Raw genomic sequence first — 23,401 nt, 5'->3', positions numbered from 1 at the left:
GCATAAGGAGTAGGTTTTTGGTCATGAGGCCGGGCGGGCAGGCCGAGCGCGGGAAAGGCGCGCATGCAGGAACCGCGCCATCGTTTCACCCCGCCCTGCCTGGGTTCCATCGGCCGCAGGGGTGATTGGTCGCAGGGTGGATGCAGGCAAAAGGGGATCAGGCCAGCATGGCGCGGACCAGACCCATTCACACGCAGGGACCGCGCCATGACTCATGCACTCCCCTTACTGCTTTCCGCCTCGCTTCTGCTGATGACGTCGGCCGTGGCCGCCCCGCCGCCTGCGCCAAGCGATGCCTGCGGGCTTGCCCACCAGCCGCTGACCGGCACGCTGGTTCAGATACCCTTCGAAAGCGTCGACGGACGCATCTATGTGCAGGCGCGCGTCAACGGTCGGGAGCACTATCGGTTCGCCGTGGATACCGGCGCCAGCGGCATCGGGCGCGCCGACATGCGCCTGGTGTCGGCACTCGGCCTGCCCCTGCACGGAGAGACCACCACATCGGACGGAGTCGCCCAGGCCCGGGTGAATACGGCGCGAATCGAAGCGCTGCAACTGGGTGAGTTGGTGCATCGCGACGTGGACGTGATAGCCCGCGATTACAACGCACGCAATGCGCCAGACGCTGCGTTCGACGGGATTCTCGCGCGCGACTTCTTTGCCGACGGCCTGCTGCGGATCGACTATCCGAAAAGATTGCTCACGTTCTCGCGTACGGAGCAGCTGGCCGCCTCCTCAGCCAATGCGCTGCCCTATACGCGCGCCTTCCGCATACCGGTATCGATTGATGGGCACCCGTTCGTTGCCCAGCTGGATACGGGTGCCAACATCGGCTTTGTATTGCCGCAGACTGTGTTCGAGCAGGTCTCCGACCAGCCCCTCGGCGAATCGGTCCGCTCGCAGCTGACCAATGGACAACTGGAAAGCTGGCGCGCCGTAGTCAAAGGTCCGATCCGGGTGGGACAGGTGAGCCATGACGAGATGGAGGTTCGCGTGTCACCGAAGTATCCCGAGCTGCTGGTAGGAGCGCATGCACTGCAGGACGCGGTGGTGATGATCGACTCCCGCAGCCATGTCGTAGCGGTATGCCGTTGATCGAAAGGGCGCCCGCGCACCTGATTGCCTGCGGTGCTCAGTGGGCCTCGATTGGCCCCTCAAACCGCCTTGCATGCGCGCTTCTCGACCATCGACTGACTGGCGGAGCCGTGATTCCCCTGCCAGGGAACATTGCCGCTCGCTGTCGTGGAGTACCCGCGAGACGAGGTGAGTTGCGACATAGGGTCATCGACAGCGATAGATTCTTTCTGGACTGAGACAGACTGTCCACAATCACCCCGGACTTGGCCGTAGTCTTCGCTCCCTACAGGGTCATCGCAACCTCGTTGCCGGGAGCAAAATATGCAGACAGCCAGGACAAAATGGCTCGCGTACACGGTCCTGGTCGGCTTGCTTCCGATCTTCTCTCGATTTCTTGTCTGGCTGGTGACCAAGGAAGGCAGCATCGAGCCGTTTTCGCCACAGGACTTCATCGCGTTCGGACTGGTTCTCCATATCTCCAACATCAACGAAATCGAACATCTGGTCGGTGCCGACAGGTCGTGGAAGACGACCCAAAATGGCATATCCGCCTTTTTCATCGCCGTTCATGGGGTTCTTTTCTGTTTGACCCTGATTGGAGGCGACGCGATCGATCAGCGGGCGATCATGTACTGCGTAGGTAGCATCGCACTCACATCGCTTGCTATCAGTTACTCATTGTTCAATCGAATCGCAAGAAATCACCTGATCCATTCGGAGCATCTGCCATGACAACTGCCCTCATCGCAACCACCGTGGTGATCTCTCTCGCAGGCCTTGGCTACGCGGCCTGGACGATGGTGCAGACGCATAAAGAAGTCCGGCAGCGCAAATCACACACATCTGAAGACTGATCCACGGAAATAGTCCCGGCGGCCAATCGGAACCACTTGGCAACCGCCGCATTTGGCCTGACACTCTCTGCCGGGCAATCTGCTGATCGGCAGCAGGCCCAAACCCCGCGTTGGCACAGGACTCCATGGCGTATGTGGACTTGCCCGGAATGTGACCGAACGTTCACCCGTGCCAATCAGCGGCACGCATGCGGAACCGGTGAACGGAGCGCGGTGTTACGGGACAGGCCGGCACACCTCGTGGCGCTGTATGAGCACGTCGAGGCGTTCGCCACGTCACTGGGGCCAGTGGAATGCGTGACCCGCGAGCGTTACATCCTGTTCCGCAGCCGGCGGGTGTTCGCCGACGCCGTGATCATGACCGACGCACTGCGCCTGGCGATTCACCTGGGACGGAGGGTGCAGCGCAGCGCCTTCATCAAGGTGGTGGAGGATGGCAGTCAGGTCACCGTGGTGGCCAAACTGCGCCGGTTGGACGAACTCGACGCGATGCTGCCGTTCCTGCGTGAAGCGTACGAGCATTCACTTACGTAGCGGCGGCTGGCCGCATGACCCACCGGATACGTGATACCCCGAATTGCGAATCACAAAGGACTGCAAAATGCGCATGAATCGCTGGCACACACTCATCCTGTTGACGGTATCCGCACTGCTTGTTGCCGCGTGTGCACGCAAGCCGAATGCGCTCGAGTCCTCGTTCATTGGCAGCTGCACGGCGAGCGGATCGAACAAGGCGCGATGCGAGTGCACCTACGATGCGGTACACAAGCACTACGGCGACAGGCGGATGGAGGAGTTCAACAACGGGCATGCTCCCGATGACTTCCCCAACGTGCTGGCCACCTCAATGGCGCAGTGTGCTGGGAAGTAGCGCGCGGGCCGCGTGCAGAGTACGGTGGTCCGTCACGCCGCGATGGTGTAGAGCGCGAGGATCAGGAACGTCCCGAACCACGCCAGGGCGAATCGCTTCCAGTATTCCATCCGATGTCCGCTGAAGCTGTTGAAATGCCGTTTATAGCAGGCGCTCTTCCCCACCAGACCGCGCGGCGGTTTCCTATGCCACCGGCGTGCGCGAGCGCGGACACTGTCCGGATGGCAATCAAACATTGGCCCAAGCACGACCGTCCCCGCGAGAAGCTGCTGAAGCTGGGACCCGAGGCACTGTCCGACTCGGAATTGCTGGCGCTGTTCATCGGCAGCGGGTGCAACGGGCTCGATGCGGTGCAGAGTGCCCGCCGCCTGCTGGACGACCACGGGCCGCTGCGCAGACTCATGGACATGGATGCCACGCAGCTGAAGAAGCTGCCGGCCCTCGGCCCGGCCAGCGCCTGCAAGCTGGTGGCCGCGTTGGAGCTGGCCAGCCGCCATCTTCTGGCCGATCTTGAACGCGGCGACAGCGTCTGCGACCCCGGGGCGGCCGGACGCTACTTCAAGCTGCGGCTGCGCGCGCGGCCGCAGGAGGTCTTTGCCGCATTGTTCATGGATACCCGCAACCGCACGCTGGCCTATGAAGAGCTGTTCACCGGCACCATTGACGCGGCCACCGTGTACCCCCGGGAAGTGGTGCGCCGTGCCCTGCTGCACAACGCGGCGGCGGTCATCGTCAGCCACAATCATCCGTCCGGCCGGGCCGAGCCCTCGATGGCCGACCGGGACATCACCCACCAGCTGCACCAGGCGCTGGCGCTGGTCGGGGTGCGGCTGGTGGATCACATCGTGGTGGGCGACGGCGCCCCGGTCTCCATGGCCGAGCGCGGCTGGCTCAGGCATGACCCGTTCGCCCGCACCTGAACGGCCAGGTCAAGCCGCCGTCCCCCGCCCCTCAAGGCCTCCCACCCCACTCCGTCCCGGCTTCCCACCCCCGCTTGGCCCCGGTTCAATGGATCGGGACGGCTTCTGGGCTAAAATTGCCGATTCCGCCGCTCCAGTCTTCAAGCAGGCCCTGTGAAAAATCTCCTCCGCGCCCTGATCAGCCAAGGCATCGAAGCCTTGCGCGCCAACGGCACTCTGCCGGCCGATACCCTGACCCCGGAATTCGTGGTGGAACGCCCGAAGACCCGTGAACACGGTGATTTCGCCACCAATGCCGCCATGCTGCTGGCCAAGCCGGCGCGCAGCAACCCGCGCGCCCTGGCCCAGGCGCTGCTGGACGCGCTGCCCAAGAGCGACGACGTGCTGCGCGTTGAGATCGCCGGCCCGGGCTTCATCAATTTCCACCTCGCCCCCAGCGCCTACCAGCGTGAAGCGGCCAGCGTGCTCAAGGAAGGCGCCGATTACGGCCACAACCTGAGCGGCAATGGCCGCACCGTGGGCGTGGAATACGTGTCGGCCAACCCGACCGGCCCACTGCACGTCGGCCACGGCCGCGCCGCGGCCATCGGCGACTGCCTGGCCCGCCTGCTCGAAGTAAACGGCTGGAACGCCAAGCGCGAGTTCTATTACAACGACGCCGGCGTGCAGATCGAGAACCTGGCCCTGTCCACCCAGGCGCGCGCCAAGGGCCTGAAGCCCGATGACGCTGGCTGGCCGGAAGCGGGTTACCGCGGCGACTACATCGAAGACGTGGCCAAGGCCTACCTGGCCGGCGCGACGGTGGAGCTGGAAGGCCATTCGGTGGTGGGCGAGCGCGACCCGGACAACCTGGATGCGATCCGCCGCTTTGCGGTGGCCTACCTGCGCAACGAGCAGAACCAGGACCTGGCCGCGTTCGGGGTGGATTTCGATATCTACTTCCTGGAAAGCTCGCTGTACAAGGACGGCAAGGTCGAAGAGACCGTGGCCCAGCTGAAGACGGCCGGCCACACCTATGAGGAAGGCGGCGCGCTGTGGCTGCGCTCGACCGACTTCGGTGACGACAAGGACCGCGTGATGCGCAAGTCCGACGGCACCTACACCTACTTCCTGCCGGACGTGGCCTATCACCTCTCCAAGTGGCAGCGCGGCTATGAGCGCGCGATCACCGAGCTGGGCGCGGACCACCACGGTTCGCTGGCACGCGTGCGCGCCGGCCTGCAGGCGCTGGACGTGGGCATTCCCAAGGGCTGGCCGGAATACGTGCTGCACCAGATGGTGACGGTGATGCGCGGCGGCGAGGAAGTGAAGCTGTCCAAGCGTGCCGGCAGCTACCTGACCCTGCGCGACCTGACCGAAGAAGCCGGCCGCGATGCGACCCGCTGGTTCCTGATCGCGCGCAAGCCCGATTCGCAGCTGACCTTCGATATCGACCTGGCGCGCCAGCAGAGCAACGACAACCCGGTGTTCTACGTGCAGTATGCGCACGCGCGGGTGTGCAGCCTGCTGCGCCAGGGCCAGGAGAAGGGGCTGGCGTACACGCCGGCTGAAGGCCTGACCGGGCTGGCGTCCCTGAACGACGAGGCGTCGCTGTGGCTGATGGTGGAAATGTCGCGCTTCCCGGAAGTGGTGGAAGCCGCCGGTATCGCACTGGAACCGCACCTGATCGCGCAGTACCTGCGTGAATTGGCGCACGCGTTCCACACGTGGTATCACGGCACGCAGGTGCTGGTGGCTGACGATGCCGAGCGTAATGCCAAGCTGACGCTGGCCTGCGCGGCACGCCAGGTGCTGGCCAATGGTCTGAACATCCTGGGCGTTTCCGCCCCGGAAAAAATGTAAGTAGTGGAGAAGCAGTAAATGGCAGCACGACGCGGCAAAACCCAGGCCCGACGCAACACCAGCCAAGGCACGCCCGGATGGGTGTGGCTGGTGGCCGGCGTGGCGATTGCCGCCGTGGTGTTCCTGGCGGCACCGAACCTGTTCAAGAACGACGGCGATGGCTTCCTGCGGGTAGGCCCGCAGCCGAACCCGAACGCGCAGCCGGCCCCGGTCAGCGACGCGGAGACCGACATGGGCGCGGAACTGCCCAAGCCGGGTGCGGCCAAGCCTGCCGAGCCGGCGAAGCCGGCGGCCACGCAGTACGACTTCTACACCCTGCTGCCCGGCAAGGAAGTGGAAATGTCCGATGCGGAGCTGGCTGCCAGCGCGCGCGCGGAAGACCAGCGCCGCGCCAAGGTGGAAGCACAGCGCGCGCAGGCGGCGCTGGAAGGTCGCCCGGTGCCGGCCGCAGCGGCCACCTCGACCAGCGTGGCGTCCACCGCACCGGTGGCAGCGCCACTGCCGGCCCCGGTGAGTGAGCGTCCGGCCGCGACGGCGGCGGCCACCCCGGCACCGGCGGCGGCAACGCCGAAGCCGGCACCCGTCGCTGCTGCACCGGTCGCCGCCACGGCAGCGGCTGAGCCGGCGGCCAGCAATGTGCGTTACATCCTGCAGGCGGGTGCGTTTGGTGCGTCCGGCGATGCTGAAGCGACCAAGGCCAAGCTGGCGATGATCGGGTTGGCGGCGCGGGTGGAATCGGCGCAGATCAACGGCAAGACGGTGTACCGCGTGCGCATGGGGCCGTATGGCAGTGCGGGCGAGCTGGCCGAAGCCAAGCAGAAGCTGGATGGCACCGGGTTGCAGGCGATGGCGATCAAGGCGCAATAGCGCTGGCTGGGTAGAGCCGACTGGGTAATGCCGACTCGGTATTGCCGACTGGGTAGAGCCGACTGTTAGTCGGCTGCAGCCAACAAACAGAAAGCCCCGCATCGCGGGGCTTTTTGTTTGGACCCGCGTTGCATGCCTCGTGGAGCAGCGGACTAACAGTCCGCTCTACCCCGTCGGCCCGTCGATCCGTCGGTCTGTCGGTCCACCCGTGCGTCGATCCGTCGATTTGTCGGCCCGTCGATTTGTCGGCCCGTCGATCCGTCGATCCGTCGATTTGTCGATTTGTCGATTTGTCGGTCGTCGATTTGTCGGTCTGTCGATCCGTCGGACCGTCAGGTGCGCCCGGTGCGCCGGGTGCGCCGGGTGCGCTACGTTATGCGTCCTATTCCTTCAGCACGGAGCACGTATGGGCAGTTCAGACGGCAACAACCACCGCATCGACAACATCGAATTCAACGTTTCCGACATTGCCCGCAGCAAGGCGTTTTACGGCGAGGTGTTCGGGTGGACGTTCACGGATTACGGTCCGGGCTATACCGAATTCAACGACGGGCGGTTGCGCGGTGGCTTCACCACCGATGGGCCGGTGCGAAGCGGTGGGCCGCTGGTGATCCTGTACGCCGACGACCTGGTGGCCACGCAGGCGCGGGTCGAGCGTGCCGGCGCGGAGATCTCCACGCCGGCGTTCGATTTCCCGGGCGGGCGCCGATTCCATTTCCGCGACCCGGATGGGTATGAATTGGCGGTGTGGTCGGCGGTGTGATCAGTCGCGGGCCACCTGGAAGCCGGCGTAGGACTGGCTGACCGGCATCAGTTCGAGGCGATTGATGTTCAGGTGCGCCGGCAGGGTGGCGACCCAGAAGATCTGCTCGGCGATGTCGTCGGCGGTCATCGGGTTGGCGCCGGTGTAGAGCGTGTCCGAGGCCGCCTGGTTGCCGTGGGTGCGGACCAGGGTGAATTCGGTCTCGGCCATGCCCGGTTCGATGGTGGTCACGCGCACGCCGGTGCCGTGCAGGTCCGAGCGCAGGCCGAGCGAGAACTGGCTGACGAAGGCCTTGGTGCCACCGTAGGCGTTGCCGCCCGGGTACGGGTACACGCCGGCCACCGAGCTGATGTTGATGATGGCGCCCTTGCGCGCCACCAGCTGCGGCAGCAGGCGGTGGGTAAGCGTGACCAGCGCGGTGACGTTGGTGTCGATCATGGTGCGCCAGCCGTCCAGCGAGGCGCTCTGCGCCGGGGCGGTGCCCTGGGCGAGGCCGGCGTTGTTGACCAGCAGGTCGATGTCGGCGAACCCGGCCGGCAGTGCGGCCAAGGCCGCTTCCATGGCGGCGCTGTCGCGCACATCGAATACCGCCGCGTGCACGCGCTCGGGGCCGTACTGGTCCACCAGCGGCTGCAGCCGTTCGGCGCGGCGGCCCGTGGCGATCACCCGCCAGCCGGCCTGGGCGAAACGATGGACGGCGGCAGCGCCAAAGCCGGAAGTGGCGCCGGTAATCAGAGCGGTACGGGTCATCGGGGTACTCCGTGGGAATCCCGACTATTTTCGCACCGTCCGCCGGCGCGTGTTGCCCCCGACGGGCGGCTTCAGCGGATGCGGAAGACGCGGGCCTTGGGCAGGTCCTCGTCCACCTGCAGGAACCAGCGCCCGGCAATGCCCGGCACCACCACGATGGCGGGGTTGGCGCGGGTGGCCTTGAGCTTCATTTCGCCCTTGAGCACCTGCCATTGCTGGCCGTTGTCCAGGGTGAAGACGGTGCCGGGCTGCCAGCCGCTGACCTCGCCGGTCACGCTGGCGTGGATGGGACCGTCATCCAGTCCGGGGAACATCGGTGCCGGGGTCGGCGCACCGGGCAGCGGCGCCGGGGCGGCCGGGGTGGCGGCTGCCGGGGCACGGGCGTCGGCCTCGCGCAGCAGCCGGTTCAGGGTCTGCAGCTGGGCGGGGGTAAGGCCTACGTCCGCCAGTTGCTGCGGGTCCACGCGCTGTTCAATCGCCACATACGGGGCCTGGGCCGAGGCCGCCGCGGCCAGCCAGACCATGCCCACACCCGCCAGAACCTGCCACCTGCGCATTGCCTGCTCCACTGCCTGTCGATGCTGAGGCCCGCACTGTGCTTCACTTTCATGGCAGCCAGATGACAGCAGCGGCGACCTGGGCGGGCGTGGCCGCCGGCTGGGGGTAAAATGGTGGCCAGCCACGCAGCCGCGTCGGCGGTATTGGACGTCCCATGATCAACAACGATGTACTGCGCAGCATCCGCTACATGCTCGACCTCAGCGACGGCATGATTGCCGACACCTGTGCCCTGGCCGACCCGGCCTTCGTGGTGGACAAGGCCGATGTGGCCGGTTGGCTGCGCAAGGAAGACGAGGAAGGCTTCGTGGCCTGCGACGACCGCACGCTGGCGCACTTCCTGGACGGGTTGATCGTGCATTTCCGTGGCCGCGATGAGAGCCAGCCGCTGCGCCCGGTGGAGAAGCGGATCACCAACAACCTGGTGTTGAAGAAGCTGCGTGTTGCCTTCGAGCTGAAGGACGTGGACATGCATGAGATCTTCAACGCTGCAGGGTTCCCGGTGTCGAAGCCGGAGCTGTCGGCGCTGTTCCGCCAGCCGGACCACAAGAATTTCCGCGCCTGCGGCGATCAGCTGCTGCGTAATTTCCTGAAGGGTTTGACGCTGCGCGTTCGCGCGGCGTGAGGTGCAGCCACGCAGGGCGTGGCTCTACCGTCAGGTCTGGTGGGTGATGTCTCCGGCGTAGAGCCACGCCCTGCGTGGCTGCGCGCGGTGCCCGGGCGGCGAGGGCCGGGCACCGGATTGATCAGAACGTGGTCTGGATCGCGAATTCGACACGGGAACCGGCGTTGCTGCCGAACAGCCGCTTGGCGGCGCGGTCGGTGTCGTGCGCGGTCACGCGCAGTTCCCACGGCCCGTGCACGGTCCAGATGGCGCTGAGCTGCCCGTGCAGGTAGTCGTCGGCGTAGGCGCTGTCGAGCCAGTACTGGCCCACCGCACCTTCGATGCGCCACTGCTCGCCCAGCGGCATGCGTGCGCCCAACTGGGCGTACGTGCCGGTGCGGCCGCTGGCCAGGGCATCGTCGGACACGCCGACGCTCACCCAGTAGCGCTCCTTCCAGGTCAGCGTGCTGTTGAGCTCGGTCCAGTCCAGGTCCACGTCGGTGGACGGGTACAGGTAGTGGGTGAGGTTGACGTCCAGCGCCCAGTCCGGCGCCAGCGCGCCGCTCCAGCCGGCGACGAGGTCGAATTCGCTGCGTGCACCCACGTCCGGTTCGAACGACACGCCTGACCCCCACGCCGAGGCGTACCAGCCCGATTCACTGCTGAGCTTGACCCCGGCCTGCACGGTGGGATCTTCCATCGTCTGCGAGCTGCCGCGCCAGACGTAGTCGGAGGTCAACGTAGCGTTGCCGTCCACGCCGGCCAGCGCCGAACCACTGATCGCCAGGCCCAGAACCACCCCGCCCATCCGGCGCACCGCGCGCCGTGTCTGCTGCTTTGCCACCACGTCCACCACTCAAGAAAACGGCCGCGCCGTTGAAGCGCACAGTGTGGTGAGCGCGCCCGTAAAGTCGCCATGCGCCATGGCGGGAGCGCGCGCAAAATCCGCGTAAAAGCTGCCCACCAGACCTTCAGGCGGCCCGCGCTATCATGAGCACCCTGACTGACCTGCAGCGAGAATGGCGTGGACGCGATCCTGACCCCGGTATCGATTGGCGAGCTGATCGACAAGATCACCATCCTGGAAATCAAGGCCGAGCGCATCACCGATGCGGGCAAGGTCGCCAACGTGCGCACCGAACTGGATGGGCTGCTGCCGCTGTGGCAGGAACAGCTGGCCGCACAGCCAGGGCTGGATGCGTTGAAGACCCAGCTCAAGGCAATCAACGAGCGCATGTGGGATATCCAGGACCAGCTGCGTGACAAGGAAGCGGCGCAGGTGTTCGATGATCAGTTCATCCAGCTCGCGCGCGGTGTCTACGGCACCAATGGCGAGCGGGTGAAGGTGAAAAACGAGATCAACCGGATCGCCGGGTCGCAGCTGGTGGAAGAGAAGCAGTACCAGGGGGAATGAGGTCAGCGCGCGGTAGCGGCCAGGAACCGTTCGCGGTCCTGCTGGGTGCGCCGGCGGATCTCCGCCAGCGCCTCGTTTTCGGTGACTTCCAGCATCGATTCGAACAGACGCTGGAAGTGATTGCGCATCGCCGTGCGCGCCGCACCCGGGTCACGCATGCGCAGGCCATCGAGGATGGCGGTGTGTTCGTCGTTGCGGGTGTCGCCGTCGTTGTGGCACACGTTGGCATACACCTGGCGCACGCGCGGCAGTTCATTGCGCATGCGCCAGATCAGCTGCACGCAGTGCTCCACCACCGGGTTGCCGGCAATGCGCGCAATGGCCAGGTGGAACTGGCGGTCGGCCTCGCTGGCCGCTGCCTCGGGCGATGCCGGGTCGGTCATCGCCGCGATCAACCCTTCCAGCATCTGCACTTCCGCATCGGTGATGCGGCTGGCCGCCATGGCCGCCGCCTCGGCCTCGATCACCGCCCGGGCGGCGGTGAGGTCGAACGCCGATACATCCGGCAGCGCGCCAGGGGCGGCCGCCGGACGTGCCTTCACGTAGACCCCGGAGCCGGTCTTGATGGTGATCAGGCCCTGCGCTTCCAGCGCGATTTCCGCCTCACGCACGGTGACCCGGCTCACCCCCAGCCGTTCGGCCAGGTCGCGTTCGCCCGGCAGGCGCGAGCCGGGCGGGAATTCGCCCTTCTCGATCAGCGCGACGATTTCAGCGGCAATGGACTGGTAAAGACGGGGTTCGGACATCATCAAGGCCTGGCTGTACGGTGGCTGGGAACCAACACGCTTGTTTAGAACCGGTAGCGTACCCCGAGATAATACCGCCGCCCGTAGGTGGTGTACTCGCGGAAGCTGCCCAGGATGGGCATATCCGACACCCGCGGCTCGTCGGTGAGGTTGCTGGCCGACAGCGACACCGACAGGTGGTTGTTCACCTTGTAGGTGGCGCGGAAGTCCAGCGAGCCATTGTCGCGGACATAGCGGTTCTGCGCCGGGTCGCCGACAAACTGCTGGTAGTAGTCGGAGCGGTACTTGTAGATGGCCTGCAGGTCCAGCTTGCCCAGGCCCCAGTACACCTGCGCCGAGGCCACGTGTTTGGACAGGCCGAAGATGTTGGCCGGCTCCACGATGCCGGGGGTGACGATGCCGGTGGCCGGGTCGGTGGACTCGCCCAGGCGCAGGTCTTCGGTCTTGAAGTTGGAATGGGCGTAGTTGTAGCTGGCCTTCACGCCCAGCCCGGAGAAGATCCCAGGCAGGTAGGAGAAGCTGTGCGAGCCGGTCAGCTCGAAACCGATCAGGTCGCTTTTCTGGTCGCTGGTGGCCAACTGCTCCACCGGTACGGTGACGCTCTCACCGTCGATGTCGAAGTTTTCACCTACCACCACCGGCACCGAGCCGCCGTTGAACTGCTTGTAGTACACCGCGGTGGAGAGCATGGAATCGGCGTTGGCGTACCACTCCAGCGAGACATCGGCGTTCCAGGACATCAGCGGGGTGGCGCGCGGGTTGCCGGTGGCGGTGATGTTGCCCAGCGCGTCGGCAACGCTGTCGAACTCGGTGTCCACTTCATCCAGGTTGAAGCTGCGGCCGTAGCCGAGCGCGGCCAGGTCCGGGCGCGACATGGCACGGTAAGCGGCCACGCGCAGGAGCAGGTCCGGGCGCAGTTCGAAGGCGGCATTGAAGCTGGGCAGCCATTCGTTGTTGCTGGACTTGAGCACCTGCCGGGTGAAATCTCCATTGGGCCGCAAGGTGACGGTGCCGTCGGGGTTGTTGACCACATCCAGCCCGCTGCGCAGGCCCATCGAGCGCACGTCGGTGTGCACCCAGCGCACGCCGATGTTGCCGGTGACCGGCACGCCGAACCATTCGCTGCTGTAGTCACCCATCAGGTAGACGGCGCTGGTTTTCTCGGTCACATCGTTGTTGGCCGGGTCGCGCAGGTCCGCGCTCAGGCCGGTGTCGTCCGCGCCGGTGAAGGCCTTGAACAGGCAACGGCTGTCGAAGGTGGCCCACTGGTCGATGGTGTTGCCGCTGGCATTGGCCAGGAAATCGTCCTGCGGGAACGCCTGGCGGCAGGCCTGGTTGGCGGCGCGGATCGCGGCAACGTTCGTGGTGGTGACGTCCACGGTGTCGGTGAAGTCGGTGTAGGTTGCCTCGGAACGGCGCAGGCCGCCCTTCAGTGCGGTGAAGAAGCCACTTTCCGGGGTGAATGCCGCGTCGAAGCGACCGGCACGGATGGTGTGCTCGCGGTCCTGCTGGCGGCGGCGGATCAGCGCCGAGTCGGTGAAGTTGTCCGGGTTGTTCACATCGAACGCCGGATCCAGGTAGATGCTGGGCACGTCGCCGCTGTAGTCGTAGGTGTAGTCGACATAGCGGGTGTTCTTGATGCCCGCCACCGGCCTGCCGTTGACATCGGTACGGCCGGCGCGCAGGCGGGTGGAGCGTTCGATCTGCGAACGCTGGGTGTTGGAATAGGACAGATCCGTGGAGAGCATCCACGCCGGGCTGGGCCGCACGATCAGGTTCAACCCACCGCCGGTGTATTCCTCGTTGCGCTCCAGGAAGTTGCCGGTGGAATCGATGGTGCTGCTGCCGGTGTGGCTGATCAGCGCGCCGTCGTCGGTGACCACGCGGTTGTTGAGGTTGCGCATCATCGACGACAACGTCAGGTCCGAGCGGTCTTCGGTGTAATCGCGCTTGGAGTGCTGGTAGTCCAGGTTCACTTCCACCGCGTCGTTGGGCCGCCACTGCAGCGCGCCGAACTGCGAATCGCGCTTGTCGTGTTCAATGAACTGGCGGTACAGACGGCTGCCCGGTGCCAGGTAGTACGGCACGCCGTTGGCCACGTCGTTGCCGTTGACCGGGGTGCAGTTGCGGGTGGCGCCAACCACTTCGCGACCGTCGCAGGCCGCCCAGGTGGTGCTGCTGGAGAACATCTCTTCCGGGTTGCTGCCCTCGAGCGCCTGCAGGCCGACGGAAACGCCGAGCTTGCCGCCGTTGCTGAACTCGAACTGGTCGATGTAGCTGGCGGTACCGCGCCAGCCCACGCCGTCGCCGTCCTTCAGGCGGTCGTCGTATTCCTGCCAGGTGCCACGCCCGTCCAGCTGGATGGTGCGCTTGCCGTACTCCAGCGGTTTGACGGTTTCCATGTTGACCGTACCGGCCACGCCGCCTTCGACGAAGTCGGCGCGCTGGGTCTTGTAGATCGCCACGGTGTTGATCAGCTCCGACGGGAACTGGTTGAAGTTGACCGAGCGGTCGCCGCTGCCGTTGGTGGCCTCGCGCCCGTTGAAGGTGGAGGAGCCCAGGAACGGGCCCAGGCCGCGGATCGAGATTTCCGACGCACCGCCCTTCTCGCGATGGGTGGACGCGCCGGTGATGGTTTCGATGGCTTCGCCGATCGACAGCGCCGGCAGGTCGCCGATGTCTTCGGCCGACAACACGTCGGAGACCACGGTCTCCTCGCGCTTCTTGTCGATCGAGGTCTGGATGGTGCCGCGCGTCCCGGTCACCTGGACCTGGTCGAGCGTGGTGGCCTGCGCGGGTGCGCTGGCCGGAACATCGGCGTCCTGTGCGTGGGCCAGCGGCAAGGCCGCAGTGGCACACAGGGCGTAGAACAGCGCGCTGTGCAGCGCGGTGTGGCGAAGGCCTCGTGGCGAGGCCGTACGGCGGTCATGCAACATCGTGATCTCCCTCCCAGGATGGATCGTCCGACTACACGGATTCGATCCGGAAGATTCACGGTTCAAAGACCAATGTCAATGAATTGGTACTAAAGTCTACCCCGGTGATCCACCTAGCCCACTAATGACCAATTTTATGTGCGGATGCAGCAGATATATGCGCAAACCGCAGACCACATACGCCGAAAGTGGTATGCGATTGTGGTTGACGTCGTTGCGGTTGGAGCTGTTACCATCCGGGCTCGCGTTGAGGTCTACGGTGATCTGGGAGGGTTAGCCTGTGGCACAGCAACAAGATGTTTGTTTTTGTGGGGCGGTGAACCGGCGGCGTTGGTGGGGTCCATGCGTTGAAGCGCCGATGGGCCGTACGGGCGGACGCTTCGGAACCGTCGCTGCCATTCTCGCACTGCTGCCCGCGCCGGGCGTTGCGTGGTCGGCCGAGTATCTGGTGCATGACGCGGCCGGGTACGCTGCGGCTGCCAACGCGCTGAAACCGGGTGACACGGTGATCCTGGCCGACGGGACCTGGCGCGATGTGGATCTGCTGCTGACGGGGACCGGCAAAATTGGTCAACCAATTCGACTGACGGCCCAGACCCCGGGCAAGGTGATCCTGAGCGGGCAGTCGCAGCTGCGGCTGGCCGGGGCTTACCTGGAGGTGTCCAACCTGGTGTTCCGGGATGGCTGGGCGCCGGGCGGGGAGGTGGTGAGCTTCCGCCGCTCCTCCAGCGAGTGGGCCGAGCACAGCCGGGTGACCGGCATTGTCATCGACGGCTACAACAAGCCCGACCGCGCCCAGTCCGACAACTGGGTAGGGATGTACGGCGCGTACAACCGCTTCGACCACAACCAGCTGGTGGGCAAGACCAACGCCGGCACCACCCTGGTGGTGGTGCGCAACGCCACCAGCGGGCTGGACAACCGCCACCGCATCGACCACAACTGGTTCGGGCCGCGCCCCAACCTGGGCAGCAATGGCGGCGAGACGATCCGCGTCGGCACCAGCCACGATTCGCAGTCGGCGTCCAACACGGTGGTGGAGAACAACTGGTTTGAACACTGCGACGGCGAAGTGGAGATCGTCTCCAACAAGTCCGGCGGCAACCTTTACCGCGGCAACGTGTTCAAGCAGTCACGCGGCTCGCTGGTGCTGCGCCACGGCCACGGCAACGTGGTGGAACGCAACGTGTTCCTGGGCGACGGCAAGGCGCATACCGGCGGCGTGCGCGTGATCAACCGCGACCAGATCGTGCGCGACAACTATTTCGAGGGCGTGGTGGGCGATGGCTTCGCCTCGGCGCTGGCGGTCATGGCCGGCACCCGCGACGCCCCGTTGAACCGCTACGAACAGGTGGACAACGCACAGATCCGCAGCAACAGCTTCGTGCAGGTGGGCCACCTGTTCCTCGGCGCCGGGTTGGACGCCGAGCGCAACGCCATGCCGGTGCGCAGCAGGATCAGCCGCAACCTGTTCGTGGGCGATGGCAGCGACGACCCGCTGCGCGTGCAGGGCGACCTGTCCGGCATCACCTTCGGCGGCAACGTGCAGAGCCCCACGGCATCGCCGGGCTTCCCGGGCGGGGTCAGCAGCCGTGCCCTCACCCTGCAGCGTGCGGCCAACGGCCTGCTGTATCCGCCGGCCGGTACCGAGGTCGGCGCGCCGCGTGACCTGGCGCCGATCCCACGCGAACAGGTCGGCGTGGACTGGTATCCCAAGCAGCACACACAGGTATCCGTGGACAGCGGCGCCCGCCACACCGTCGCGGCGGGCGAAGACACCCTCACCCGCGCCGTGGCCGACACCGCGCCGGGGGACATCCTGCAGCTCAAGGCAGGCGACTACCGCGTCAACCAGGTGCTCGCCCTCGCCCACCCGCTCAGCGTGGAGGGCCCGATGCACGGCACCGCCCGGGTGCGCTTCAGCGGCCCGTCGCTGTTCGAGCTGCGCGCCGGCGGTGCACTGCGGCTTGCCCGGCTGGACATCGATGGCAGCCTGGCCCCGGACGTGGCGGGCAACGCCGTGGTGCGCGTTCCGCCCGGCAGCCAGGCGTTCAACTACACGCTGGACATCACCCACAGCCACATTCACGGCCTGACCAGCAACAAGGCGTTCGATGTGATCAACACCGGCAAGGGCACCTTCGCACGGTCGATCCGCCTGCAACAGGTGCAGGTGAACGACATCAGCGGCAGCGTGATCAACGCGTCCGCCGAGACCGACGACCTGGGCACCTACAACGCGGAAGTGGTGGACATCCTGGATTCGCGCTTCAGTCGCATTGGCGGCGCAGTGGTGGACCTGTACCGGGGTGGCACCGACGAGAGCACGTTCGGGCCCGCGCTGCACCTGCGCGGCAGCACCCTGGACGAGGTGGGCGCGAAGGGCGATGCCAGCCTGCGCCTGCACGGCGTGCAGCTGGCCAGCCTGGAGCGCACCCACTGGAACCGCAGTGGCCGCGTGCGCTTCAGCCATGAAACCGGCGAGCCGCAGCTGCACCTGCGCGGCAACACCTTCACCGCTACTGCGGCACTGCAGTCCGATACCCCAGCCGAGACCCTGCCATGACGCGTTCCACGCCCCTGATGCTGCTGCTGGCGGCCACCTTCAGCGCCGCCGCGCTTCCCGCCGCCCACGCCCAGGCACCGAGCGCGGCAGCGCGCAGCAGCGAAGCGGGCAGCGCACCGGTGCTGGTCACCGCCGCGCAGTGGGAACAGATGCGCCGCGATGGCGCGACCTACCCGATGTTTGCCAAGGAACAGGCGCGCGCCGAAAAGATGGTGCGCGCGATGATGAAGGCCGGCATCGACGTGCCGGTGCCCAAGGACAAGGGGGGTGGTTACACCCATGAACAGCACAAGCGCAATTACCAGGCCATCCAGGCCGCCGGCGCGCTGTACCGCCTCACCGGCGACAAGGCCTACGCCACCTTCGCCCGCGACCTGCTGCTGGGGTACGCCAAACTCTACCCGGGGCTGGGCGCGCACCCGCAGGGCCGCGGGCAGATTCCCGGCCGCCTGTTCTGGCAGACGCTCAATGATTCGGTGTGGCTGGTCAACGCGGTGCAGGGCTACGACGCGATCCGCGACAGCCTCACTGCCGACGAGCGCCGCACCATCGACGACAACGTGTTCCGGCCCATGGCGCAGTTCCTGAGCGGCACGCCGGAGAACTTCGACAAGATCCACAACCACGCCACCTGGGCGGTCGCGGCCACCGGCATGACCGGGTACGTGCTGCGCGACCCGGTACTGGTGGAACAGGCGTTGATGGGCAGCAAGCGCGATGGCAGCGCCGGCTTCCTCAAGCAGGTGGACCAGCTGTTCTCGCCGGACGGTTATTACGAAGAAGGCCCCTACTACCAGCGCTACGCGCTGGCGCCATTCGTCCTGTTCGCCAACGCGGTGGAGCGCAACGACCCGCAGCGCGGCATCTTCAAGCGCCGCGACGGGGTGCTGCTCAAGGCGGTGGACGCACTGGTGCAGAGCAGCTACGGCGGCTACTTCATTCCCATCAACGACGCGATCCTGGACAAGGGCCTGGATACCGAAGAGGTGGTGGCCGGCATCGATATCGCCTACGCCAACACCGGCGACGCGCGCCTGCTCTCGGTCGCCAAGCAGCAGAAGCGCGTGCTGCTCTCGCCCGAAGGCCTGCAGGTGGCCAAGGCACTGGCCGACGGCAAGGCCAAGCCGTTCGCCTTCGTGCCCACGGTGCTGCGCGACGGTCCGGACGGCACTGAAGGGGCGCTGGCCATCCTGCGCATGGGCGGCGAGGACGGCCAGGCGCTGGTGATGAAGAACACCAAGCAGGGCATGGGCCACGGCCACTTCGACAAGCTCAACTGGCTGTTCTACGACAACGGCCAGCGCGTGGTGACCGATTACGGCGCGGCCCGCTTCCTCAACATCGAGGCGAAGGCCGGCGGCATCTACCTGCCCGAGAACAACAGCTGGGCGCGGCAGACGCTTGCCCACAACACGCTGGTGGTGAACGAGCAGAGCCACTTCGGCGGCGACTGGAAGAAGGGCCAGCCGCTGGCGCCGGCCCCGCTGCTGTTCGCGGTCACCGACGACACCCAGATCGCCTCGGCGCGCATGGACGGTGCGTACGACGGGGTGACCTTCACCCGCACCCAGGCGCTGCTCTCGCACCCGTCGCTGGGCCAGCCGGTGGTGCTGGACCTGCTGCGCGTGGACGGCAGCAAGCCGGCCCGCTACGACCTGCCGCTGCACTTCAACGGCCACATCATGGACGTGGGCTTCAAGGCGCAGTCCGCGGTGAGCACCCGCCCGGTGCTGGGCAAGGCCAACGGCTACCAGCATGTGTGGGTGGATGCATCGAGCGAACCGGGCACCGAGGCGCGCAGCCTGACCTGGTTGCTGGATGGGCGCTTCTACACCTACCGCTTCGCCAGTACCGCACCGTCGCGCGCCCTGATCGGCGAGAGCGGCGCGAACGATCCCTCGTTCAACCTGCGCCGTGAGCCGATGCTGCTGCAGCGCGTGGACGGGCAGGCCAGCACCACCTTCTACGGCGTGCTGGAGCCGCATGGCCAGTACGACGGCACCGCTGAAACCGTGCGCGGGGCCAACAGCCGCATCGACCGCATCGCGCACTACCGCGGCAAGGACGCCAGCGTGCTGGTGCTGGACCTGGCCGGCGGCCAGCGCGTGGCGCTGGGCATTGCCGATGACCCGTCCAGGGGCGGCAGCCATGAGGTCAGCGCCGACGGCCAGCGCTGGAACTGGACCGGCGGCTGGAAGCGCTTCGATACCGCCAGCGGCAAGGGCGGCAAATGAACGTCTCCACCCGTACCCGTTCCTACGTCCGCTGGCTGATCGTGGCCCTGATCGCAGTGGCCACGGTGATCAACTACATCGACCGCAACGCACTGGCGGTGATGTGGCCGGAGATCTCCAAGGACGTGGGCGCCACCAAGGAAGACTACGCACTGCTGGTGACGGTGTTCATGCTGTTCTACGCCGCCGGCCAGTTCGTGTTCGGCCGGCTGTTCGACATCATCGGCACCCGGCTCGGCTTCGCGCTCTCCATTGCGGTGTGGTCGATCTCGATCGCGCTGCATTCGGTCACCCACTCGATCCTGTCCTTCAGCATCGTGCGCGCGATGCTGGGCATCAGCGAGGCAGGCGCATGGCCCGGCGCGGTGAAGGCCAATGCCGAATGGTTCCCGGCGCGTGAGCGGGCGCTGGCGCAGGGCGTGTTCAATGCCGGCGCCTCCATCGGCGCGATCATCTCGGCGCCGCTGATCGCGCTGCTGTTCGTGTGGCTGGGCTGGCGCGGCACCTTCATCCTGATCGGTGCCATCGGCTTCGTGTGGCTGCTGCCGTGGCTGATCATCTACCGCGCCGGACCGGACAAGCACCCGTGGGTGAGCGCCGCCGAGCGCGCGTTGATCCTCGACGCGCCCACCGAACAGCCGGCGGTGCCCAAGGTCGAATACGCACCCAACGTGCGCCAGCTGCTGGGCCACCGGCAGACCTGGGGCATCCTGGCGACGCGCTTCTTCATCGACCCGATCTGGTGGCTGTTCGTGTCGTGGCTGCCGATCTACCTGGCCGACACCTTCGGCTTCGACATCAAGCAGATCGGCATCTTCGCCTGGGTGCCGTATGTGGGCGCGATGATCGGCAGCCTGGGTGGCGGCTGGTTGTCCGGCCGGCTGATCGGCGCGGGCTGGAGCGTGGACCGGGCCCGCAAATGGGTGATCACCCTGGGCGGCGCGATCATGGCGCCGGCGCTGCTGGGCGCGGTGCTGGCCACCGACCCGGTGTGGGCGGTGGTGACGATTGCCTTCGTGCTGTTCGGCTTCCAGATCGCCATCGGCAACATCCAGACCCTGCCCGGCGACATCTTCAACGGCAAGTCCGTCGGTTCGCTGGCCGGCCTGGGCGGCATGGCCGCGGTGGCCGGCACGCTGATCACCACGTGGCTGGTGCCGGTGATGACCCGCGACTCCTACGCACCCATTTTCATCCTGGTGGCGGCGCTGGTGCCCGCCTCCCTGCTCGCCCTGTGGCTGGTGACCGGACGTGTCGAGAAGGTCGACGCGCCGCCGCACCGCTGACGTTTCTTTTCCCCCTCGCATCACTGGAGTACCAAATGAATCAGTTCAAGGACAAGGTGGCGATCGTCACCGGTGGCGGCCGCGATATCGGCCGTGAGATCTCGCTCAAGCTGGCCGCGGCCGGCGCCAAGGTGTGCATCAACTACGCCAACGACGAAGCCAGCGCGCAGGACACCCTGCAGCAGGTGCAGGCCGCCGGCGGCACCGCCATCGTGCACCGCGCCGACGTGACCGATGCGCAGGCCGTGGCCGGCATGGTCGCCGCCACCCAGGCCGCGTTCGGCCCGCAGATCGACGTGCTGGTGAACGTGGCCGGCGGCATGGTCCAGCGCCGCCCGCTGGCCGAGATCGACCCGGCGTTCTTCCACCAGGTCATGGACCTCAACATGAGCTCGGTCTACCTGACCACGCATGCGGTGGTGCCGCACATGCCCGAAGGCGGCGCGATCGTGAACTTCGCCTCGCAGGCCGGCCGCGATGGCGGTGGCCCGGGCGCATCGATCTACGCCACCGCCAAGGCGGCCGTGATGACCTTCACCCGTGCCATGGCCAAGGAACTGGGCCCGCGCGGCATCCGCGTCAACGCGCTGTGCTGCGGCATGATCGCCACCCGCTTCCATGACGAGTTCACCAAGCCCGAAGTGCGCACCGCCGTGGCCGGCAATACGCCGCTGCGCCGCCAGGGCCGCCCGCAGGAAGCCGCCGATACAGCGGTGTACCTGGCCTCGGACGCCGCCGGCTTCATCACCGGTGCCAACGTCGACGTCAACGGCGGCACCTACTTCTCCTGATTGACCCGCTGACCGCCTGGGAGGGCTGCCATGCTGCGCTGGATCACTGCACTTTCGATTGCACTTGCCACCAGCGCCGCGGCGCTGCCCGCCCAGGCCCAGGTCTGGGTGCCGGCCTGGACGGCGTCACCCGCGCCGGACCGCCAGGACGGCACCCCCGAGGCCCCGGTGCAGTTCGCGCACCAGACGGTGCGCCAGGACATGCGCCTGGCCAGCTCGGCCACGGCGCTGCGCTTCCGCATCAGCAATGAACTGGGGGTTGCGCCGCTGCATATCGGTGGCGCCACCGCCCAGCGCACCGGCACGGCCACACCGGCCAAGCTGGTGACCTTCAATGGCCGCAGCGAGGTGGTGGTGCCGGCGGGCGCCGCGCTGCTCAGCGATCCGGTGCCGATGACGGTGCCGGCGCTGGCCGATGTTTCGCTCACCGTATATTTCCCCGAACCCACCCAGCCGGCCGTGCGGCGCACCGGGCTGCGCATCGCCGACGGCCGCCAGGCCGAGGTGGGCGACAAGGTCAAGCTGGCCTACCGGCAGAACGTGGTCTCGGCGGTGCTGGCCGAGCGCAGCAGCAAGCCGGTCGTGGTGGTTGCCCTGGGCGACTCGATCACCGAAGGCGCCACCGCCACCCGCGGCAGCAATGGCGACTGGCCCGCGCTGCTGGCCGCGCGCCTGCAGCAGGCCTGCCCGGACCAGGTGGTGCTGGTCAACGCCGGCATCAGCGGCAACAAGGTAATGGATCATGGCCGCAGCCACAGCGCGCTGGCGCGGCTGGACCGCGACGTGATCGCATTGCCGAATGTCAGCCGCGTCATTCTGTTTGAAGGCATCAACGATATCCGCCACGACGGAGGTACGCCGCCGGTGGCGGGCCGCAACGCCGACGACATGGTGCTGGGCTACCGCCAGGTGGCCGAGCGACTGCACAGCAACGGCATCCGCGCGATTGCCGCGACGATCACCCCGTTCGGTGGCTCGGACCGCTACGAGCCGGTGTCCGCCGCGACCCGCACCACCCTCAATACCTGGATGCGCGGCGGTCGCAGCGGCTTCGATGCGCTGATCGACTTCGACCAGATCCTGCGTGACCCGGCCAAGCCGGAGTTCCTGCCCGAGGTGATCACCCGCGATTTCCTGCACCCCAACGACGAAGGTTACCGGCGCATGGCCGACGGCGTGGACCTCGCCCTGCTCGGCTGCAGCGCACGATGAGCACGCAGCACTTCCGGTTGGCCGCGCACGCGAACCCGCGCTGGGCGGCGATGGCACTCGGTGAAGTGATGCTGCGCTTTGACCCGGGCGAGGGCCGCGTGCGCAATGCCCGCCAGTTCCAGGTCTGGGAAGGCGGCGGCGAGTACAACGTGGCGCGCGGGCTGAGCAGCACGTTCGGCCATGCCACGGCGGTGCTGACGGCGCTGCCGCGCAACGAGCTGGGCCTGCTGGCCCAGCAGCTGATCCAGGCCGGTGGTGTGGACACCAGCCAGATCGTGTGGCGCGACTACGACGGCATCGGCCGCAACACGCGTATGGGGTTGAACTTCACCGAGCGTGGCTTCGGGGTTCGTGCGCCGTTGGGGGTGTCCGACCGGGCGTACTCGGCCGCGTCGCAGCTACGGGCCAATGAGTACGAATGGGAGGCGTTGTTCGGGGTGCACGGGGTGCGCTGGCTGCACACCGGCGGCATCTTCGCGGCGTTGTCCGAACACAGCGCCGAGACCGCCATTGCTGCCGTGCAGGCCGCCCGCCGGCATGGGGTGGCGGTGTCCTACGACCTCAACTATCGCGCCAGCCTGTGGAACAGCCACCCGGACCCGGACGCGGCGCGCCATGCCAACTGCGCCATCGCCGCCGAGTGCGACCTGCTCATTGGCGATGAGTATTCCTTTGCCGCGTGCTTGGGCATGGACTTGGCCGACCTGGGCCGTCGCGAAACGCCGATGGATGTGGGCCCGGCCGATGCCGCCGCGCTTCGCGCGTTGGAGCGCTTCCCGAACCTGCAGGCGGTGGCCTTCACCCTGCGCGATGCCAGCAACGCGGCACGCAACGGCTGGGCCGGTGCGCTGCGCAACCGCGACGCGCTGTTCGTTTCCGCCGCGCGCGAAGTGGAGCTGCTGGACCGTGTGGGTGGTGGCGATGCGTTCGTGGCCGGCGTGGTGCATGCGCTGCTGGAAGGCCTGGGCGAACAGGCCGCCGTGGAGCTGGGTGCGGCGCATGGGGCGCTGGCGATGTCCACGCCCGGCGATGCGGCGTGCACCAGCCGCGAGGAAGTGGAGGCCGTGGCGCGTGGCGACGGCGCGGCGGCGCGCCGCTGACGGGTATGGG

At 66.9% G+C, this 23,401-nt stretch carries 22 protein-coding genes; 17 read left to right on the top strand and 5 right to left on the bottom strand.

The genetic code is table 11. The annotated features are described in order from the left end of the window. The first annotated feature begins 207 nt into the window (after window positions 1-207). From RT456_RS13310 to RT456_RS13270, 9 genes are all read left to right on the top strand, one after another. Window positions 208-1,095, top strand: coding sequence for an aspartyl protease family protein (locus RT456_RS13310; protein ID WP_313347405.1), 888 nt, complete (start codon window positions 208-210; stop codon window positions 1,093-1,095). A gap of 303 nt (window positions 1,096-1,398) precedes the next feature. Further along, on the top strand, window positions 1,399-1,809 hold the full coding sequence (locus RT456_RS13305; RefSeq protein ID WP_313347403.1) for a hypothetical protein: 411 nt from the start codon (window positions 1,399-1,401) through the stop codon (window positions 1,807-1,809). Beyond that, window positions 1,806-1,931 carry a hypothetical protein gene (locus tag RT456_RS13300; RefSeq protein ID WP_313347401.1) on the top strand — a complete coding sequence of 42 codons (126 nt, stop codon included), beginning with the start codon at window positions 1,806-1,808 and terminating at the stop codon, window positions 1,929-1,931. Before RT456_RS13305 ends, RT456_RS13300 begins: the two co-directional genes overlap by 4 nt. 132 nt (window positions 1,932-2,063) lie before the next feature. Continuing rightward, window positions 2,064-2,465 carry a DUF5655 domain-containing protein gene (locus tag RT456_RS13295; RefSeq protein WP_313347399.1) on the top strand — a complete coding sequence of 134 codons (402 nt, stop codon included), beginning with the start codon at window positions 2,064-2,066 and terminating at the stop codon, window positions 2,463-2,465. Window positions 2,466-2,538: 73 nt separating this feature from the next. Next, a complete protein-coding gene (locus tag RT456_RS13290; protein WP_313347397.1) occupies window positions 2,539-2,802 on the top strand; it encodes a hypothetical protein in 264 nt (87 codons plus the stop codon). 221 nt (window positions 2,803-3,023) lie between these two features. Continuing rightward, window positions 3,024-3,722, top strand: a complete 699-nt coding sequence (radC, locus tag RT456_RS13285) for a DNA repair protein RadC (protein WP_313347395.1) — start codon at window positions 3,024-3,026, stop codon at window positions 3,720-3,722. Window positions 3,723-3,875: 153 nt separating this feature from the next. Next, window positions 3,876-5,564: an arginine--tRNA ligase gene (argS, locus tag RT456_RS13280; protein WP_313347394.1), complete on the top strand. Its 1,689-nt coding sequence runs from the start codon at window positions 3,876-3,878 to the stop codon at window positions 5,562-5,564. A gap of 18 nt (window positions 5,565-5,582) precedes the next feature. Next, window positions 5,583-6,431, top strand: a complete 849-nt coding sequence (locus RT456_RS13275; RefSeq protein WP_313347393.1) for an SPOR domain-containing protein — start codon at window positions 5,583-5,585, stop codon at window positions 6,429-6,431. 406 nt (window positions 6,432-6,837) lie between these two features. Next, on the top strand, window positions 6,838-7,194 hold the full coding sequence (locus RT456_RS13270; protein WP_313347391.1) for a VOC family protein: 357 nt from the start codon (window positions 6,838-6,840) through the stop codon (window positions 7,192-7,194). Here the strand turns inward: RT456_RS13270 and RT456_RS13265 are convergent, their stop codons facing one another. Together RT456_RS13265 and RT456_RS13260 are read right to left on the bottom strand one after the other, a co-directional pair. Then, window positions 7,195-7,944, bottom strand: a complete 750-nt coding sequence (locus RT456_RS13265) for an SDR family NAD(P)-dependent oxidoreductase (RefSeq protein ID WP_313347389.1) — start codon at window positions 7,942-7,944, stop codon at window positions 7,195-7,197. A gap of 71 nt (window positions 7,945-8,015) precedes the next feature. Further along, window positions 8,016-8,501: a hypothetical protein gene (locus tag RT456_RS13260; protein WP_313347387.1), complete on the bottom strand. Its 486-nt coding sequence runs from the start codon at window positions 8,499-8,501 to the stop codon at window positions 8,016-8,018. Window positions 8,502-8,656: 155 nt separating this feature from the next. Here RT456_RS13260 and RT456_RS13255 point away from each other — a divergent pair, with 155 nt between their 5' ends. After that, window positions 8,657-9,127: a DUF1456 family protein gene (locus tag RT456_RS13255; RefSeq protein ID WP_313347385.1), complete on the top strand. Its 471-nt coding sequence runs from the start codon at window positions 8,657-8,659 to the stop codon at window positions 9,125-9,127. Window positions 9,128-9,248: 121 nt separating this feature from the next. On the opposite strand, the gene RT456_RS13250 is transcribed toward RT456_RS13255, so the two are convergent. Beyond that, window positions 9,249-9,914 (bottom strand): TorF family putative porin, encoded by a 666-nt coding sequence (locus RT456_RS13250; RefSeq protein ID WP_313347383.1) that lies wholly within the window; start codon window positions 9,912-9,914, stop codon window positions 9,249-9,251. Window positions 9,915-10,130: 216 nt separating this feature from the next. Between RT456_RS13250 and RT456_RS13245 the strand changes: the two genes are divergently transcribed. Continuing rightward, a complete protein-coding gene (locus tag RT456_RS13245; protein ID WP_313347381.1) occupies window positions 10,131-10,520 on the top strand; it encodes a DUF6165 family protein in 390 nt (129 codons plus the stop codon). A gap of 2 nt (window positions 10,521-10,522) precedes the next feature. Here RT456_RS13245 and RT456_RS13240 read toward each other — a convergent pair whose 3' ends face one another. Next, window positions 10,523-11,266, bottom strand: coding sequence for a FadR/GntR family transcriptional regulator (locus tag RT456_RS13240; RefSeq protein WP_313347379.1), 744 nt, complete (start codon window positions 11,264-11,266; stop codon window positions 10,523-10,525). 44 nt (window positions 11,267-11,310) lie between these two features. After that, window positions 11,311-14,202 carry a TonB-dependent receptor gene (locus RT456_RS13235; RefSeq protein ID WP_313347377.1) on the bottom strand — a complete coding sequence of 964 codons (2,892 nt, stop codon included), beginning with the start codon at window positions 14,200-14,202 and terminating at the stop codon, window positions 11,311-11,313. 358 nt (window positions 14,203-14,560) lie between these two features. Here RT456_RS13235 and RT456_RS13230 point away from each other — a divergent pair, with 358 nt between their 5' ends. The 6 genes from RT456_RS13230 to RT456_RS13205 are packed head-to-tail and all read left to right on the top strand — an operon-like array spanning window position 14,561 to window position 23,391. Further along, complete coding sequence (locus tag RT456_RS13230; protein ID WP_313347375.1) at window positions 14,561-16,768, top strand: polysaccharide lyase 6 family protein; 2,208 nt, start codon at window positions 14,561-14,563, stop codon at window positions 16,766-16,768. After that, window positions 16,765-19,002, top strand: a complete 2,238-nt coding sequence (locus RT456_RS13225; RefSeq protein ID WP_313347373.1) for an oligoalginate lyase — start codon at window positions 16,765-16,767, stop codon at window positions 19,000-19,002. Before RT456_RS13230 ends, RT456_RS13225 begins: the two co-directional genes overlap by 4 nt. After that, window positions 18,999-20,288 carry an MFS transporter gene (locus RT456_RS13220; protein ID WP_313347371.1) on the top strand — a complete coding sequence of 430 codons (1,290 nt, stop codon included), beginning with the start codon at window positions 18,999-19,001 and terminating at the stop codon, window positions 20,286-20,288. The genes RT456_RS13225 and RT456_RS13220 overlap by 4 nt, the downstream gene beginning before the upstream one ends. Before the next feature lie 35 nt (window positions 20,289-20,323). Then, on the top strand, window positions 20,324-21,079 hold the full coding sequence (locus RT456_RS13215; RefSeq protein ID WP_313347369.1) for a glucose 1-dehydrogenase: 756 nt from the start codon (window positions 20,324-20,326) through the stop codon (window positions 21,077-21,079). Window positions 21,080-21,109: 30 nt separating this feature from the next. Continuing rightward, entirely contained in the window at window positions 21,110-22,291 is a 1,182-nt protein-coding gene (locus RT456_RS13210; RefSeq protein ID WP_313347367.1) for a GDSL-type esterase/lipase family protein, read from the top strand. Then, window positions 22,288-23,391, top strand: coding sequence for a sugar kinase (locus RT456_RS13205; RefSeq protein ID WP_313347365.1), 1,104 nt, complete (start codon window positions 22,288-22,290; stop codon window positions 23,389-23,391). Before RT456_RS13210 ends, RT456_RS13205 begins: the two co-directional genes overlap by 4 nt. Window positions 23,392-23,401 lie beyond the last annotated feature (10 nt).

The organism is Stenotrophomonas sp. (genome assembly GCF_032099025.1).
Lineage (GTDB): Bacteria > Pseudomonadota > Gammaproteobacteria > Xanthomonadales > Xanthomonadaceae > Stenotrophomonas.
Note: the sequence above shows the minus strand (reverse complement) of the source record. Positions and strands in the feature narration are given on the sequence as shown.

What these genes read in the sequence shown, in the direction of transcription:
- RT456_RS13205 (WP_313347365.1), top strand. Translation starts at nt 22,288, where the DNA reads ATGAGCACGCAGCACTTCCGGTTGGCCGCGCACGCGAACCCGCGCTGG.
- RT456_RS13255 (WP_313347385.1), top strand. Translation starts at nt 8,657, where the DNA reads ATGATCAACAACGATGTACTGCGCAGCATCCGCTACATGCTCGACCTC.
- radC (WP_313347395.1), top strand. Translation starts at nt 3,024, where the DNA reads ATGGCAATCAAACATTGGCCCAAGCACGACCGTCCCCGCGAGAAGCTG.
- RT456_RS13275 (WP_313347393.1), top strand. Translation starts at nt 5,583, where the DNA reads ATGGCAGCACGACGCGGCAAAACCCAGGCCCGACGCAACACCAGCCAA.
- RT456_RS13300 (WP_313347401.1), top strand. Translation starts at nt 1,806, where the DNA reads ATGACAACTGCCCTCATCGCAACCACCGTGGTGATCTCTCTCGCAGGC.
- RT456_RS13305 (WP_313347403.1), top strand. Translation starts at nt 1,399, where the DNA reads ATGCAGACAGCCAGGACAAAATGGCTCGCGTACACGGTCCTGGTCGGC.
- RT456_RS13250 (WP_313347383.1), bottom strand. Translation starts at nt 9,914, where the DNA reads ATGGGCGGGGTGGTTCTGGGCCTGGCGATCAGTGGTTCGGCGCTGGCC.
- RT456_RS13235 (WP_313347377.1), bottom strand. Translation starts at nt 14,202, where the DNA reads ATGTTGCATGACCGCCGTACGGCCTCGCCACGAGGCCTTCGCCACACC.
- RT456_RS13265 (WP_313347389.1), bottom strand. Translation starts at nt 7,944, where the DNA reads ATGACCCGTACCGCTCTGATTACCGGCGCCACTTCCGGCTTTGGCGCT.
- RT456_RS13310 (WP_313347405.1), top strand. Translation starts at nt 208, where the DNA reads ATGACTCATGCACTCCCCTTACTGCTTTCCGCCTCGCTTCTGCTGATG.
- RT456_RS13230 (WP_313347375.1), top strand. Translation starts at nt 14,561, where the DNA reads ATGGGCCGTACGGGCGGACGCTTCGGAACCGTCGCTGCCATTCTCGCA.
- RT456_RS13215 (WP_313347369.1), top strand. Translation starts at nt 20,324, where the DNA reads ATGAATCAGTTCAAGGACAAGGTGGCGATCGTCACCGGTGGCGGCCGC.
- RT456_RS13220 (WP_313347371.1), top strand. Translation starts at nt 18,999, where the DNA reads ATGAACGTCTCCACCCGTACCCGTTCCTACGTCCGCTGGCTGATCGTG.
- RT456_RS13295 (WP_313347399.1), top strand. Translation starts at nt 2,064, where the DNA reads ATGTGGACTTGCCCGGAATGTGACCGAACGTTCACCCGTGCCAATCAG.
- RT456_RS13260 (WP_313347387.1), bottom strand. Translation starts at nt 8,501, where the DNA reads ATGCGCAGGTGGCAGGTTCTGGCGGGTGTGGGCATGGTCTGGCTGGCC.
- RT456_RS13225 (WP_313347373.1), top strand. Translation starts at nt 16,765, where the DNA reads ATGACGCGTTCCACGCCCCTGATGCTGCTGCTGGCGGCCACCTTCAGC.
- RT456_RS13210 (WP_313347367.1), top strand. Translation starts at nt 21,110, where the DNA reads ATGCTGCGCTGGATCACTGCACTTTCGATTGCACTTGCCACCAGCGCC.
- RT456_RS13290 (WP_313347397.1), top strand. Translation starts at nt 2,539, where the DNA reads ATGAATCGCTGGCACACACTCATCCTGTTGACGGTATCCGCACTGCTT.
- RT456_RS13240 (WP_313347379.1), bottom strand. Translation starts at nt 11,266, where the DNA reads ATGTCCGAACCCCGTCTTTACCAGTCCATTGCCGCTGAAATCGTCGCG.
- RT456_RS13270 (WP_313347391.1), top strand. Translation starts at nt 6,838, where the DNA reads ATGGGCAGTTCAGACGGCAACAACCACCGCATCGACAACATCGAATTC.